Raw genomic sequence first — 14,143 nt, 5'->3', positions numbered from 1 at the left:
TGACCCTCAATGTATCTGGTTGTCGAAGGTCCCATCGGGGTGGGCAAGACCAGCCTCACCCGACTGCTCGCGCGTGAGTTCGGCGCACGCGTCAACCTGGAAATCGTCGAGGAAAATCCTTTCCTGGCCGCATTCTATGAAAATCCAAGTGCGTTTGCCTTCCAGGTGCAGGTGTTCTTTCTGCTCTCCCGCTTCAAGCAGCTTCAGGCGCTTTCCCAGGCCGAGCTCTTCGCGGGCAACGTGGTGTCAGACTACCTCTTCGACAAGGACTTCATCTTCGCCGCCATGAACTTGCGCGATCACGAATTCAGCCTGTACGAGGACCTTTACCGACACCTCAAACCTCGCCTGGCCCGCCCGGACCTGGTCGTCTACCTGCGTGCCGAAAGCGACCTGCTGCTCGCGCGCATCGCGCAGCGTGGCCGTCCCTTCGAACAGGCAATGGAAAGCGCTTATCTCGCAGACCTCACGAAACGCTACGACGAGTACTTCCGCACTTACGACGGCAAGGTGCTCTTCGTCGACGCCAGTGAGTACGACTACGTCGGCAACCCGAGCGATGAAACGGCCATTCTGCGGCGCGTACGGGACGCCCTGCACGACGAACTCGTGGTGAGCTGAATGTACCTGGCGATTTCCGGCAACATCGGCAGCGGCAAAAGCAGCCTGACCGGGCTGCTCAGCGAACGCTACAACCTCGCGCCCGTCTACGAAGCCTTCGATCAGAATCCCTACCTGGAAGACTTCTACCGGGACATGCGCCGCTACAGCTTTCACAGTCAGGTCTTCTTTCTTTCCAAACGCCTGGAGCAGCACCTTGCCCTCATCAACGGCGCCAGCGGCGTCATTCAGGACCGCACGGTCTTCGAGGACGCCGGTATCTTCGCCCGCAACCTCTTTGAGACCGGACAGATGGAAGCGCGTGACTGGGAAACCTACCTTGGCCTGTTTCAGGGCATCCTGCCCGCCCTGCGTGCGCCCGATCTGCTCATTCACATCGACGCATCCCTCGGCACCCTCAAGGGGCGCATCTCGAAACGGGGGCGCGATTACGAGCAGACCATTCCCGACGCCTACCTGCGCAGTCTGAACCGCCTGTACGACGAATGGGTCACCTTGTACGACCACTCGCCCGTGATTCGCGTTCCAGGCGACCGGATTGATTTCGTGCAGGAGCGGGGAGGGTTTGAGTGGATTTGTGAGCGGATTGAGGGGTTGGGGTTTGGGGTGCCGCTTTTGCGGTGATGGTGAAGAGGTTTTGGTGGGGGTTGTTTTTTTATCGTTTTCTTGCTTTACCCCACCCCCAGCCCCTCCCCGGAGGGGAGGGGGAGCGAAGCGCTGCGCTCGGCAGGTTCAGGTGGAGCGCGCCACAAGGCGATGTTGCGCCACCTTTCGGCAACGGCCCACCTGGGCGTCCACACCAGAGCAGGCGTTGAAGGTGGTCCGGGAAGTTGGTGTGCGCCGGGCGGGCGTGGCCGGAGCACACTGAAGGTCCGTCACACGTCAACCTTTGTGGGCTCCCTTCGTGGGCTCTCCTTGTTCAAGATGCCCTGGCTCCAGGCGCACCCCGCCTTGCCCCGTACCGTCCCGACCTCCAACCCCACGGGTCATGAAGGTGTTCGGCCACTTCCCGGCGGCACCACCCACTTGAGAAACACCCAGGAACCCGGCGCTTCAACGGAACCTGCCGAGCGCAGCGCTTTGCTCCCCCTCCCCTCTGGGGAGGGGGCTGGGGGGTGGGGCAAACGCAAGAAAACTGAAAAAGACAACCCCTCCCCGCCACCTTCTCCGCATTAGACTCAACCCGTGAAGCTCTCCCACCTCGCCGCTGCCCTCCACCTCCCCTCCCCACCCCACGACCCCGAAGTCGAGGGCGTCACCCACGTCGCGCAGTGGGTCAAGCCGGGCGACGTGTTTGTGGCGATTCAGGGCGCGCGGCATGACGGGCATAACTTCATCGCCCAGGTGGTGGAGCGTGGCGCGGTCGCGGTGGCGGGCGAGGGCTACGCTAGGCCCTGCGCCGTGCCGTACCTGCAGGTGCCAAGCGCGCGGGCTGCGCTGGCCGACCTGGCGGCGGAGCTGTCGCAGCATCCCAGCCGGACGCTCCGCACGGTCGGTGTGACCGGCACCGACGGCAAGACCACGACCAGCTGGTTGACGCTGCATCTGCTCCGGACGGCAGGGCTGCAGACGGGCTTGCTGTCCACCGTGGGCTACCAGCTGCCCGATGGGCTTTTGCGGCACTTTCCGGCGCACTTCACAACGCCGGAAGCGCCTCAGGTACAGGCGACGCTGCGCGAGATCGTTGAGGCCGGCGGTCAGGCGGCGGTGGTAGAGGCGAGCAGTCACGCGCTGGCCCTGGAGCGTTTGCGGGCAGTGGAGTGGGAGGTGGGCGTGTGGACGCACTTGTCGAGCGAGCACCTGGATTTCCATGGCACGGTCGAGGCGTACTTTGCCGAGAAACGCAAATTGATCGAGCGGGCACGGTTTGCGGTGCTCAATGCCGATGACCCGTGGACCGAGCGGTTGAAGCTGGGCGATCACACGACCTACGGGGTGGACAGCGAGGCCACCTGGCGGGCGCATGGCATCGAGGAAATCGCGGCTGGGCTGCGGTTTCGCGTGACGTCTCCCCTGGGTGACTTTGGGGTGGAGCTGCCCATGATCGGACGCTTCAACGTTCAGAACGCCCTCGGGGCGATGGCGGCAGCGACACATCTGGGAGCGGACGCAGCACAGCTCCAGGCGGGCCTGGCGTCGTTCGGCGGAGTACCGGGCCGCATGCAGATCGTTTCCGGGGGGCCACGCCGGGTCATCGTGGACTTCGCGCACACCCCGCCCAGCCTGGAGAAGGCGCTGCTGGCTTTGCGCCAGACGACGGCGGGCCGCCTGATCGTGGTGATCGGCTCGGCGGGTGGAGCGCGTGATCCTTCCAAGCGCGCCCCATTGGGCGCCGTGGCCACGACCTTGGCCGATCAGGCGATCTTCACGGAAGAGGATCACCGGGACACGCCGCTGGAGGAAATCCTGACTGAAATGGCGCGTGGCGCGCGCGCTGCAGGCAGGCAGAACTTCGAGCTGGTACCTGACCGGCGCGACGCGATTCAGCGGGCGCTGTCTCAGGCGCGTGCGGGTGATACGGTGTTGCTGGCCGGTAAAGGACCGGAAGACACCCTGGAGCGTGGCCATGTGCTGCTGCCCTGGAACGAAGTTGAAGAGGCCCGGGCAGCCCTGGCGGGAGGTGCGCATGTTTGAGCGGGTGCTGGTGATGATGGACTTCTCCGAGGCGGCGCTGCGGGCACTGGAAACGGTGAAGACCCACTTCCCGACGGCCGACATCACACTCCTGCATGTACTGGAGTCTTCCAACCTGTCTGAAGCCTTTCGGACACCCTCGGCGGGCATTGGAGGCACGCCGAGGGTACGTGAGGCCCGACAGGACGCCTGGGAAGCCGAGGTGCTGACGCGTCTGGCCGAGTTGGGTGGTGGCGAGGTGCTGCGCGGTGATCCGGCCGAAATCGCGCTGGCGCACGCCGACCGGATCGATTTGATCGCGGTGGGCACCGGTGCGAAGAGCGGCCTGTCGCAGCTGCTGTTCGGTTCGGTCGCTACCCGCATCGTGCGGGATTCGCCGGTACCGGTGTTGACCGTGCGGGCGTTGTAGAGGTTTCTCAGCCTATGCTCCGTCCGCTCAGCGCCCGGTCGAGGTGAAAGGCCGCTGAAATCAAGGCCAGGTGTGACAGGGCCTGCGGCATGTTGCCCAGCAGGCATCCGCTTTGCCCGAACTCTTCGGACATCAGGCCCAGCGGCGAGGAAAAGGCGAGCAGCTGCTCAAATTTGGTGCGGGCTTCTTCCAGGCGCCCGGCGCGCACGAGGCACTCCACCATCCAGAAGCTGCACGCCAGAAAAGCCCCTTCCTCACCTTCCAGGCCGTCGTCCGCGCCGTCCTCCAGCCGGTAGCGGTACACGAGCGGTCCCACTGCCAGTTTTTCCAGGCTGCGATCCAGGGTGCTGAGCCAGCGGGGATCACGGGGTCCGACAAACTTGACAAGCGGCAGCAGCAGATTGGCGCCGTCCATCAACTTCGTGTCGTAGGCCTGCGTGAAGGCGCCGAGTTCGGGGTCAAAGCCACGCGACATGACTTCCTCGTAGATGGTGTCGCGCTCCTCACGCCAGCGATCAAGCTGACCGGGCAGCCCACGGTAGTTGGCAATGCGGATGCCGCGTTCCAGTGCCACCCAGCACATCACCTTGGAGAGCAGGTGAGGCTGCTGTCCGCTGCGCACTTCCCAGATGCCGTCGTCGTCTTCACGCCAGTGCTCGCAGACCCAGTCGAGCATGGCGCGCACCTCGCACCATTCGTCGTAGGACAGCGGTTCCCCATGACGGTTGTAGAGGTAGATGGCATCGATCAGCTCGCCGTAGATGTCGAGCTGCTTCTGGCCGTGTGCGCCGTTGCCGATGCGCACGGGACGCGAACCTCTGTAACCTTCCAGGTGCGGCAGTTCCTGCTCATCGAGGCTGTTGCCGCCGTCGATGCGGTAAATGGGCCGCACGATACCACTGCCGCCTTCGCGCGAACGGGCTTCGATGAAGTCGTTGAAAGCCTTGGCCTCGGCAGTAAAACCGAGGCGCAGCAGGGCGTACACCGTGAAGGCCGCGTCGCGTGGCCACATGTAGCGGTAGTCCCAGTTGCGCTCTCCACCAACGTGCTCGGGCAGCGAAGTGGTCGGCGCCGCCACGATCGCACCAGAGGGCGCGAAGGTGAGCAGCTTGAGGGCCAGCGCGCTGCGCCACACGGCCTCACGCCAGCGACCGGTGTACTGGCACTGCGAGATCCAGTTTCGCCAGAAGTCCAGGGTATCGCGCTCAAGGGCCGAAAGGTTCTCCGGCACCGGATCGTCATGTGCGCCCAGCGTGAAAGAAACGTCCTCCCCCTGACGCAGCGTGAAGCGGGCGACGGCCGCGTCTTCCTCTGCTGCGAGGTCCACGCTGGCCCGCAGCCGCAAAGCGAGTTCTGGAGTGCGGAACTCGGCGTCCCGTCCACGCACTTCGAGCGCGTGAGGTTGCCGGGCATAGTCAAAGGCCGGTCGGCAGGACGCCTTCACCGGCAACTCCCCCGTGAGCGCGCGCACCAGCCGGACCAGCCGGGGCGGCGGTCCACCCACACCAAGAGGCCGATCAGGCGTGATGCGGGCCTCCGGAGGCACCGGCATGAAATCGATGACTTCCAGAATGCCCTGTTCGCACATGAAGGCGGTGACCAGCACATTGCTGTCAGGCAGATACAGCTGCCTCGTCGACGAGACCTCGACTTCCGGAGCGATCTGGAAACGCCCACCTTTGGCGTCGTCAAGCAAAGCGCAGAAAATGCTGGGGCTGTCGAAACAGGGGTAACACATCCAGTCGACACTGCCATTCTTGCCAATCAACGCGCTGGTACGCATATCGCCGATCAGGCCGTAGTCTTCCAAGGGCAGGTAGGGCACGAGAAAACCTCCTGAGCGAGGTGTATCACGCGCCGGCAAAGGGTACCCGTCAAAATTACGCCAATACTTCTTTACTCTTGCTTGACGCAAGGGCCCGGCAGGAGCGTCCTGCTGATACGGATGAGAAACGGAATTTTATGCAATGTCGCGGCGTGGGCCTGAATTTTGATTTGGCAGTCGGGGCCGAATGGGCTTACGAAGCGAATGGGTCCTGCGGTTTGGGCGGTGTTCGTTGCAGTGGGTTGTGTTGCAGTGGGTTGTGGGGTAAACGGGGGCGCAGAGGGTGTGGCGAGCTGGTGCGGGAGGAGCGTTTGGGTGGAAATTTTTATGGTTTCCTTGCCCCACCCCCAGCACACCCCATCACTCACCGCTCTCCCCCCGCCGCACATACCGTTCCCTCTTCTGCCGGTACATCCGCTCATCCGCTACCCTCAGCAGCGCCGAGAGGCTGCGCCCTTCAGCTGGCGCACTGGCCACCCCCACACTCACGCTGAATCCTTCAAAGCCTGTGCGACCCATGATTTCGCTGATGCGCTCCAGGCGCTGCACGATGTCCTGTTCCATATCCTGCACCCCCGGGCTGGGCGGCGGGCGCACGACAATGGCAAATTCGTCGCCGCCGAGGCGATAGACCCGGTCCGCGTGGTCCACGGCCGTGACGAGGACGTTGGAGAAGCTGCGCAGCAGCAAGTCTCCTCGGGCGTGCCCTTCGCGGGCGTTGAGGCCGCGCATATCGTCGATGTCGAGGACGGCCAGGCTGATGGCAGGGTAGCCCTGCAAGGCAGTTTCGACGTGCATTTCGAACGCGCGGCGGTTGCCAAGACCAGTGAAGCTGTCGGTCAGCGCGGCAGTCTGGAGTTCGCTCAGGTGCCTGCTGCGCTGCAGGGTGACGCTGACGCTGCGCGCGGCGGCCTCGATCAGGGCGCGGTCCTGGGTACTCCAGCCTTGGGCACCGGTCAGGCGGACACCACAGAACACAAAGGTGGCGCCGCCGACCTCACCGAGCGGCACGAATGCCGCCGACTGCACTCCGACCTCGATGAGCGCCGGCAAGGCACCTGTTTGCTCGGCGTAGCGCTCGATATACAGTGCCTCACCGCGCTCCAGCGCCTGCCAGATCAGACCCTGTCCGCGGGGAACGCCCTGCGAGACGATGCGTCCGAAGTTTTCACTGAGGGCCGAGCGGCTCCAGGCGGTGACCACCTGGGCCTGGTTTTCGGTGACGAGAACCAGGCCGCCCCAAGTGGCTTCGGTCACGTGCGAAACGAGCTCAACGACCCGTTGTGTCATTTCACGCGGCTCCAGGTCGAGCTCCAGCAGGGTCGAAACGGCCAGCAGCGTTTCGGCGTAGGAAGTGTTTTTCCGCAAACTTTGAATCAGCAGAGCCGAAGCTTGCGCTTCTCGCTCCAGCTCCAGGCGTTTCAGGCGCAGTTCGAGTTCGTCGATCACCATGGCAGCGAGGTCCTGCAGAATGCTGCGTTCGCGTTCACCAAAAGGTCGGGGATGGTCGTCGGTCACGCAGAGGGTGCCCAGGGGATAGCCGTCCGGGGTGATCAGCGGCGCGCCAGCATAGAGATGCACATGGGGCCTGCCGGTCACCATGGGGTTGTCAGCAAAGCGCCCGTCGTTTCGGGCATCGGGAACCACCATCACCTCGTCGGAGAGGATTGCCCAGGCACAGAAGGAATCCTCGCGGGGCACCTCACTGCTCCCCAGGCCGTAGCAAGCCTTGCCCCACTGCCGGTGCCCGTCGATGAAGTTGACAATGGCTACCGGGACATCGAGAACGCGGGCTGCCAGGCGGGTGATGCGGTCGAAGGCTTCCTCGGGCAGGGTATCGAGCACCTGATAGCGGGCCAGCGCTTGAATCCGCTGGTATTCATCGTGCGGCAACGAAGGAGGCATAGAACGCCTTAATCTAGCAAACTGGCTTTTGGCGCACGGCGTCGTTCCTTGGTCCGTCCGAACGTTTTGCATGAAGATGCGCCAAGTGTGTATACTTATTCTCTATGACGCTTTCGGCTTCTCCTCACCCTGACCGTCCCGGACCACACGGGGAATTGCCCACGCCCATTTTGCAAGGCCGGGACTTTCTCTCCAGCCTCGACCTCAGCGCCGGAGAATTGCGTACTGTTCTGGATACCGCACACAGCATGAAGCGCGGCGAGTGGCGCGGCACGCGTCCGCTGGCAGGTCTGGCGCTGGCTCTCATTTTCGAGAAAGCCTCGCTGCGTACCCGCACCACTTTCGACGTCGGCATGTACCAGCTGGGCGGACACGCCATCACCCTCAGCAATCAGGAAATCGGGCTGGGCAGCCGTGAACGCGTGGCCGACGTGGCCCGCAACCTGGAGCGCTGGGTGGACGGCGTGATGGGCCGCGTCTACGAGCAGACCACGCTGATCGAGCTGGCCGAGTGCTCGAGCGTTCCGGTGATCAACGGTCTCAGTGACGCCCTGCACCCGGTGCAGCTGCTGGCAGACTACCAGACCATCGAGGAACGCTTCCCCGATACGCGCGGTGTGAGAATCGCCTTTCTGGGTGACGGCAACAACCTCGCCAACAGCCACATCGAAATGGCCCGCCTGACGGGCGCCAGCCTGACCGTCTGCACTCCAGTCGGTCATGAGCCCAACGGTCGGGTGCTGATGGAAGCCCTGAAGGCGGGGGCCGAGGTCAGGCTCACTCACGACGTGAACGAGGCCGTGACGGGCGCTCAGGTGCTCTACACCGACGTGTGGATCAGCATGGGCCAGGAAAGCGAAGCCGAGCGCAAAAAGCGGGTGTTCTACTCGCAGGGCTTTCAGGTCACGCCGGACATGCTCGAACGTATTGCGCCCGAAGGCATCTTTCTGCACTGTCTGCCCGCACACTACGGCGAGGAAGTGGTGCCCGAGGCCACCGAGCATGCCAAGAGTTTCGTGTTCGATCAGGCCGAAAACCGCCTGCACGCCCAGAAAGCGCTGCTCTATCACATCCTGGGTGGGCAGCTTCCACGCTGGTGACTTGCCGCCACTTTCGCCCTATCCTCAGAACAAACGAGGTACGCTGACCACATGCCATCTGCCGCCCGCCTGTCCGACCTCCACACCTGCCCGATGGTAACCGGCACCGTTGCGCACGTCGGCGGCCCGATTTCGGGTCCGGGCGTGCCCAGCGTGCTCATTTCCGGCCTGCCGGCAGCCGTGGCCGGTGACGCATGCGTCTGTGCCGGGCCCCCCGACACGATTGTCGCCGGCTCCGCGACCGTGCTGATCGGCGGTCGCCCGGCGGCGCGCCAAGGTGACCCGACCGTGCACGGTGGCGTGATCGTGGCGGGTGCACCGAATGTCATGATCGGCGGATAGGGGCGAGGGTGCAACGCAAGGTTGCCGAGGAACAGCTCTTGGGAAAGTTCCGTTTTCCGGAGGAAGACCCCACAGCCGTGTTTTACTGCCAGAACCTGCTTCCCTGGCCGAATGACGCGCAGCCGTTCTGGACAGGTTTGCGACAAGGTCGGCGCAGGCTGGTCTCCATGGCCGCTCTTGACCTCTTCGATCAGCCGCTTGTGCAGGCCGCCCAAGTGGCACGGGTGGTTCTCACGCCTCTGCAGCCGACAGCCTGGCTGTGGACCCACCTGAAGGCGGGCGAGGCTGTCGAATGGCAACGGCCTTATCGAGGTGACGTACTGATTCAAGTCGAAGAGCCGCTCGGTGCAGAGTACAGAGAAGCGTTGCTCGCGAACCTGGACCGGGCGCAGAGGCTTGAACTCACCAAAATGCGCGCCGCGCGTTTTTCTTCCAAGGAGTTGTCCCTTGAGTAAACCCACCATCTTCATCGACGGCGAAGCGGGCACCACCGGTTTGCAGATCCGCGCCCGCCTGCGCCACCGCCGCGACCTCGCGCTCGTCAGCATCGACCCGGCGCGCCGCAAGGACGAAGCGGCCCGCCGTGACCTGCTCAACAGCGTGGACCTCGCGGTGCTGTGCCTGCCCGACGATGCCGCCCGGGAAGCGCTGCGCCTGATCGACAATCCCCAGGTGCGGGTGCTGGACGCCAGCAGCGCCCACCGCGTGCAGGACGGCTGGACTTACGGTTTTCCGGAGCTGACCAGGAATCAGGCTCAGGCCATCGGCGAGGCACGCTTCGTGAGCAACCCGGGCTGCTACGCCACCGGCATGATCGCGCTGGTGCGCCCGCTGGTGGACGCGGGTCTGCTGCCCGCCGATTACCCGCTCAGCGTACAGGGCGCGTCGGGGTACAGTGGCGGCGGACGGTCGCTGGTCGACGCCATGGAAGGGCGCGGCGGTGAACACCCCCTGGCCGGACCTTACCGGGCCTACGCGCTGGAGCTGGCGCACAAGCACGCGCCCGAAATGCAGCGGCACGGTGGCCTGAGCCTGAGGCCGCTCTTCACGCCTGCCGTGGGCGCCTGGCGGCAGGGCATGCTGATTCAGGTACCACTGCACCTGCGCACCCTGGGCGGGGTCACGGCATCGGAGCTGCACGGCGCCCTGCAGCAGCACTACGCCGGCCAGCGCTTTGTGCAGGTCATGCCACTGGAAAGCAATCCGGCTGTGCTCGATCCGGAGGCCCTCGCCGACACCAACCAGATGGAACTCTTCGTGTATCACAACGAACATCACCAGGTGCTGCTGATGGCGCGACTCGACAACCTGGGCAAAGGGGCTTCGGGCGCGGCCGCGCAGAACGTGGACCTGATGCTGGGGCTCACAGGTGACCATTCATACACCGTGCATCAGGACACCGTGCAGGGCAGCATGCCCGCAGCCTCGCTGGAGCCGTCCTCCTGACAGGGCGCGCGGCACGGCGCTATCCTGCCTGTATGTCCGATTCCCACATGAGCGAAGCGCGCTTCCGGCTGGCCCTGAAGGCTGTCCGGCAGGGCGCGTGGGAATTCGATCTGCGCACCAACGAAGGCTACCGCTCGCCCGAACTGGTGCAACTGCTGGGCGTTCAGCAGGCCCATCCCACCCTGAGCGACTTCCTTTCGAACGTCTGGCCCGACGACCGCCCCCTGGTAGTGCAGACTTTCGGACAACTCCGCCGGGGCGAGCGGGACGAGTCGGTCCTGCAGTTTCGCTACCGGCGTGATGACGGGCAGACAGTCTGGGTCGAGCAGCACACCCTGGTCGAGCGGGACGAGTACGGTGAGGCCTGCCGGTTGTACGGCCTGTCCCGCGACATCACCCTGCGCAAGCAGGCCGAGCAGGACCTGCAACAGCTGAACGCCACTCTGGAAGCGCGCGTGGCTGAACGGACCCGTGAACTGGAAGCTGCCGCCATGCGGCTGGCCACCCAGAACGCCGCACTCGAAGCGCGCACGATGGCCCTGGAAGGGTTTGCGGAGCTCGCGCGGGGCCTGACCATGCAGGCCGATCCCCAGGTGCTGCTGCGGCGTGCCCTGGAGTTCGCGCTGTCCGTGCTGCCCGAGGGCTACGGAACCTACTCTCAGCTCGAGGACGGCTTGTGGCGCACCAAAGTGCTGGTCGGCAACCGGCGCAACGCCGAGCTGCAACAGGTCATGGAAGCCGGGGTCCCTTATGACATGATGCCCAGTCTCTCGGAACCGTGGAGCACGCGCCAGCCGCTGTATCAGGCTGTCTACGCACCCGGCAGTGACCTCGACGAGAAGCTCGGCAGCGCCATTCACGCGCTGGCAACCCTGCCGGTGCTGGTGAAAGGTGAACCGGTGGGAATTCTGGGGGTAGTGTTGTTCGAGCAGCGTCCCTGGGCTCACGTCGACAAGGTGGTGCTGGAAACCGTAGCGCGCAGTCTGGGCGTGGCCATGGAAAATGCGCGCGGGGTAGCGGAACTGGCACAACGCACCCAAGAGCTCGAACGCAGCAACCAGGAGCTCGAGCAGTTCGCCTACATCGCCTCGCACGATCTGCAGGCACCACTTCGTGCGGTCACCAGCTTCGCGCAGTTGATCAGTGACCGCTACGGCGCGCTGCTCGACGAGCGCGGCCAGGTTTACCTGCGCCAGATCGTTTCGAACGGACAGCACATGAAGCACCTCGTGGACGATCTGCTGGCGTTTTCGCGCCTGCACACCCAGCGGCGTGCCCTGAAACCGATCAGCAGCGCCGCCGTGCTCGCGACCGTGGTCGAGCGTCTGAAAGCGGACATCGAGGCCCTCGGAGCACAGGTCGCCTGGGATTCGCAGGCCTTGCCCAGCGTACTGGCCGATCGGGGACAGCTCGACTCGCTGCTGCAGAATCTGCTGCAGAATGCCCTGAAGTATCACCGCTCAGGCGTCGCGCCGCACGTCCGGGTGAGCGCGGAGCGCGACGCCGGGTTCTGGCGCTTCGCGGTGACCGACAACGGGATTGGCATCGGTCAGCAGCACTTCGAGCGGGTCTTCGAGATTTTTCAGCGCCTGCACTCGCGCGCGGAGTACGAAGGCACCGGCATCGGTCTGGCGGTCTGCAAACGCATTGTCGAAGGACACGGCGGACACTTGTGGCTCGAAAGCACGCCGGGAGCGGGCAGCACCTTTTACTTCACACTGCCCGCCGTACCTGTCCCGGAAGTCAAGACAAAGGGCGCACCCTGGAGGGTGGCGCACCGCGACGCTGGGCATGGAATTTGAGCTGCCCGAAACGAGGAATATATGAATCTACCCCAGGGCTTTCAGACGGCCTCACTGGCCGCCGGCATCAAACCTTCCGGAAAAACCGACCTCACGGCAGTCGTGAGTGATTCCCCGTGTGCCTGGGCCTTTGCGGGAACACTCTCCACGGCGGCGGCGGCGAGCGTAGCGCGCAACCGCGACCTGTACGCCTCCGGTGAAGCAGTGCGCGCCCTGCTGGTGAATGCCGGGAACGCCAACGCCGCAACCGGGGACGGTGGCGCGCAGGACAACGAGGAAATGGCGGGTCTGCTCGCCGGTCTGCTGGGGCTCGCGCCCCAGGCGGTGCTGACGGCCTCGACGGGTGTGATCGGTCACCGCCTGCCAATGCCGCGGGTACGCTTGGGGGTGGAGGCCCTTCGTGGCACCTTCGAGGAAGCGCTGACGGCACATGCGCAGGCCATCATGACGACGGACCTTGTACCAAAGACCGCCGAGCGCACCCTGTCCACCGGGCAACGGCTGGTGGGAGTCGCCAAAGGCAGCGGCATGATTCATCCCAACATGGCGACCATGTTCGCTTTCGTGTACAGCGACGCCGAAATCGATCAGGAGTTGCTGCGAAGCCGCTTCGGCGCCATCGTCGACCGAACCTTCAATGCCGTCACGGTCGACGGGGACACCAGCACCAACGACATGGCCGTGGTGCTTGCCAACGGCGCGGCGGGGCGGGCAGACACCCGCGAATTTCTGGTCGCCCTGGAAGAGGTGATGCGCGACCTTGCTCGTCAGATCGCCCGTGATGGAGAGGGGGCAAGCAAGCTTCTCACGGTGCGGGTGACGGGGGCGGCCACGGAAACCGAAGCGCTCGTTGCGGCGCGCACCTGCGCCGTGAGCCCGCTGCTGAAAAGCGCCGTGCACGGCAACGATCCCAACTGGGGGCGTACCATCATGGCGTTGGGACGCTCCGGGGCGACGCTCAATTTGCCGCAGCTGCGCGTCAGCGTGCAAGGCACGCCGGTCTTCGCCGGCCAGCCACTGAATTACGACGCTGCCCAGGTCTCGCAGACCATGCGAAGTGAGGAAGTGGTCTTCGACATCGACCTGGGCGTCGGAAGCGCGCATGGAGAAGCCTGGGGCTGCGATCTCAGCGCCGAGTACGTCCGGATCAACGCCGAATACACCACCTGAAGCGGGTGTGGCGGCGCCCGGTCTCCCGGAGACGGTTTTCGCTGCTCAACTCTCCTTGCCCGGTAAGATGGTGGTCTGGCTGCGCAGCACCAGGGCCCCAGGCTGACTCAGGCCGGTCAGTTGGCCAGGTAACGCACGAAGGACAGCATGTCGTTCACGCAAGGATCAAGCGCGCCGTCGCGGAAACTGCCCGTGAAGGTACGCAGCTTGCCTCCTTCGGACAGATAAAGCTGAGTGACTTTGAACACTTCATTGCCCGTGGTGTATTTGTAACTGGCCAGCACACCCCACTTGCCGCTGCGCTCCACGGGTTGGGTGTAGACAGTCTGCATCTTCTGGGTGTAGAGCGACTTTTGCAGGCGGGCAGCGAACTTGGCCGCTTCCTCGGAGGTCGCGAACGCCGGAAAGTCCTGGACGTATTTCTCCTCGCGTATCAGACACGTACCCGAGTCGGCACTCCAGGTGGTGCGGTCCTGGGCACTCCAGCCGCTGAAGGGTACGGTGTAGGCCGGCACGGGTGGGGTGGGCGCGCTCACCCCGGAATTCACGGGGGTTCCGGGTACGCTCGGGGCAGACGGAGGTGAAGCGGCCGGAGGACTGGCCGGCTCCGAATTCACGGGTGGTGAGGTGATGGGCATGCCCGGCGGAATCGTGCTGGCGGCCTGGACCCTGGCCGCCGCACTGACCGGGACACCGTAAGCCAAGGTCGACGTCGAGAGCAGCAGGAGGACAGGAAGCGCACGCATACAGTCAAGCTAACACGTACCCTGAAGATCTGATGAAGCGCTGCTAAGACGATCCCGTCCGGCCTTGAGAACTTGCAGGCGGAGCGTGTGGCAATGTCGGGATTGAGCAAGGGCGGCGGTCAGGGCGGTGTAAGGTGAGCGCA

General features: G+C 64.5%; 14 protein-coding genes. 11 read left to right on the top strand and 3 right to left on the bottom strand.

The window, feature by feature from the left end:
• Nucleotides 1–9 precede the first annotated feature (9 nt).
• The 4 genes from DEIPE_RS13155 (at nt 10) to DEIPE_RS13140 (ending at nt 3,664) form a co-directional block, all read left to right on the top strand.
• Nucleotides 10–621: a deoxynucleoside kinase gene (locus DEIPE_RS13155; RefSeq protein ID WP_015236461.1), complete on the top strand. Its 612-nt coding sequence runs from the start codon at nt 10–12 to the stop codon at nt 619–621.
• Nucleotides 622–1,245, top strand: a complete 624-nt coding sequence (locus DEIPE_RS13150) for a deoxynucleoside kinase (RefSeq protein ID WP_015236460.1) — start codon at nt 622–624, stop codon at nt 1,243–1,245.
• 561 nt (nt 1,246–1,806) lie between these two features.
• Nucleotides 1,807–3,255 (top strand): UDP-N-acetylmuramoyl-L-alanyl-D-glutamate--2,6-diaminopimelate ligase, encoded by a 1,449-nt coding sequence (locus DEIPE_RS13145; protein WP_015236459.1) that lies wholly within the window; start codon nt 1,807–1,809, stop codon nt 3,253–3,255.
• Complete coding sequence (locus DEIPE_RS13140; protein WP_015236458.1) at nt 3,248–3,664, top strand: universal stress protein; 417 nt, start codon at nt 3,248–3,250, stop codon at nt 3,662–3,664. Before DEIPE_RS13145 ends, DEIPE_RS13140 begins: the two co-directional genes overlap by 8 nt.
• Nucleotides 3,665–3,671: 7 nt before the next feature.
• On the opposite strand, the gene DEIPE_RS13135 is transcribed toward DEIPE_RS13140, so the two are convergent.
• Nucleotides 3,672–5,489, bottom strand: coding sequence for a glycoside hydrolase family 15 protein (locus DEIPE_RS13135; protein WP_015236457.1), 1,818 nt, complete (start codon nt 5,487–5,489; stop codon nt 3,672–3,674).
• Nucleotides 5,490–5,849: 360 nt separating this feature from the next.
• The gene (locus tag DEIPE_RS13130) at nt 5,850–7,394 is read right to left on the bottom strand and encodes a sensor domain-containing diguanylate cyclase (RefSeq protein WP_015236456.1); all 1,545 of its coding nucleotides are present in this window, start codon (nt 7,392–7,394) and stop codon (nt 5,850–5,852) included.
• Between the two features lie 104 nt (nt 7,395–7,498).
• Between DEIPE_RS13130 and argF the strand changes: the two genes are divergently transcribed.
• The 6 genes from argF to argJ are packed head-to-tail and all read left to right on the top strand — an operon-like array spanning nt 7,499 to nt 13,254.
• A complete protein-coding gene (gene argF, locus DEIPE_RS13125; RefSeq protein ID WP_015236455.1) occupies nt 7,499–8,494 on the top strand; it encodes an ornithine carbamoyltransferase in 996 nt (331 codons plus the stop codon).
• A 51-nt stretch (nt 8,495–8,545) separates the two neighbouring features.
• Entirely contained in the window at nt 8,546–8,836 is a 291-nt protein-coding gene (locus DEIPE_RS13120) for a PAAR domain-containing protein (RefSeq protein ID WP_015236454.1), read from the top strand.
• A gap of 8 nt (nt 8,837–8,844) precedes the next feature.
• The gene (locus DEIPE_RS13115; RefSeq protein ID WP_015236453.1) at nt 8,845–9,291 is read left to right on the top strand and encodes a hypothetical protein; all 447 of its coding nucleotides are present in this window, start codon (nt 8,845–8,847) and stop codon (nt 9,289–9,291) included.
• Nucleotides 9,284–10,282: an N-acetyl-gamma-glutamyl-phosphate reductase gene (gene argC, locus DEIPE_RS13110; protein ID WP_015236452.1), complete on the top strand. Its 999-nt coding sequence runs from the start codon at nt 9,284–9,286 to the stop codon at nt 10,280–10,282. The genes DEIPE_RS13115 and argC overlap by 8 nt, the downstream gene beginning before the upstream one ends.
• A 32-nt stretch (nt 10,283–10,314) precedes the next feature.
• The gene (locus DEIPE_RS13105) at nt 10,315–12,084 is read left to right on the top strand and encodes a sensor histidine kinase (protein ID WP_083865812.1); all 1,770 of its coding nucleotides are present in this window, start codon (nt 10,315–10,317) and stop codon (nt 12,082–12,084) included.
• Nucleotides 12,085–12,105: 21 nt separating this feature from the next.
• Nucleotides 12,106–13,254, top strand: a complete 1,149-nt coding sequence (gene argJ, locus DEIPE_RS13100; protein WP_015236450.1) for a bifunctional glutamate N-acetyltransferase/amino-acid acetyltransferase ArgJ — start codon at nt 12,106–12,108, stop codon at nt 13,252–13,254.
• Nucleotides 13,255–13,370: 116 nt separating this feature from the next.
• Here the strand turns inward: argJ and DEIPE_RS24620 are convergent, their stop codons facing one another.
• Complete coding sequence (locus DEIPE_RS24620) at nt 13,371–13,790, bottom strand: hypothetical protein (protein WP_052326703.1); 420 nt, start codon at nt 13,788–13,790, stop codon at nt 13,371–13,373.
• Here DEIPE_RS24620 and DEIPE_RS24615 point away from each other — a divergent pair.
• Nucleotides 13,777–13,953 (top strand): hypothetical protein, encoded by a 177-nt coding sequence (locus tag DEIPE_RS24615; protein WP_157448866.1) that lies wholly within the window; start codon nt 13,777–13,779, stop codon nt 13,951–13,953. The genes DEIPE_RS24620 and DEIPE_RS24615 overlap by 14 nt on opposite strands.
• Nucleotides 13,954–14,143: the final 190 nt, after the last annotated feature.

Origin of the sequence: Deinococcus peraridilitoris DSM 19664 (assembly GCF_000317835.1) — a bacterium.
Taxonomy (GTDB): Bacteria; Deinococcota; Deinococci; order Deinococcales; family Deinococcaceae; genus Deinococcus_A; species Deinococcus_A peraridilitoris.
The sequence above is the reverse complement of the archived record's forward strand: the minus strand, read 5'-3'. Positions and strand labels throughout refer to the sequence as shown.

Coding starts and splice junctions, on each gene's coding strand:
- DEIPE_RS13155 (WP_015236461.1), top strand. CDS start 10: ATGTATCTGGTTGTCGAAGGTCCCATCGGGGTGGGCAAGACCAGCCTC.
- DEIPE_RS13120 (WP_015236454.1), top strand. CDS start 8,546: ATGCCATCTGCCGCCCGCCTGTCCGACCTCCACACCTGCCCGATGGTA.
- DEIPE_RS13130 (WP_015236456.1), bottom strand. CDS start 7,394: ATGCCTCCTTCGTTGCCGCACGATGAATACCAGCGGATTCAAGCGCTG.
- DEIPE_RS13105 (WP_083865812.1), top strand. CDS start 10,315: ATGTCCGATTCCCACATGAGCGAAGCGCGCTTCCGGCTGGCCCTGAAG.
- argF (WP_015236455.1), top strand. CDS start 7,499: ATGACGCTTTCGGCTTCTCCTCACCCTGACCGTCCCGGACCACACGGG.
- DEIPE_RS13140 (WP_015236458.1), top strand. CDS start 3,248: ATGTTTGAGCGGGTGCTGGTGATGATGGACTTCTCCGAGGCGGCGCTG.
- argJ (WP_015236450.1), top strand. CDS start 12,106: ATGAATCTACCCCAGGGCTTTCAGACGGCCTCACTGGCCGCCGGCATC.
- DEIPE_RS13150 (WP_015236460.1), top strand. CDS start 622: ATGTACCTGGCGATTTCCGGCAACATCGGCAGCGGCAAAAGCAGCCTG.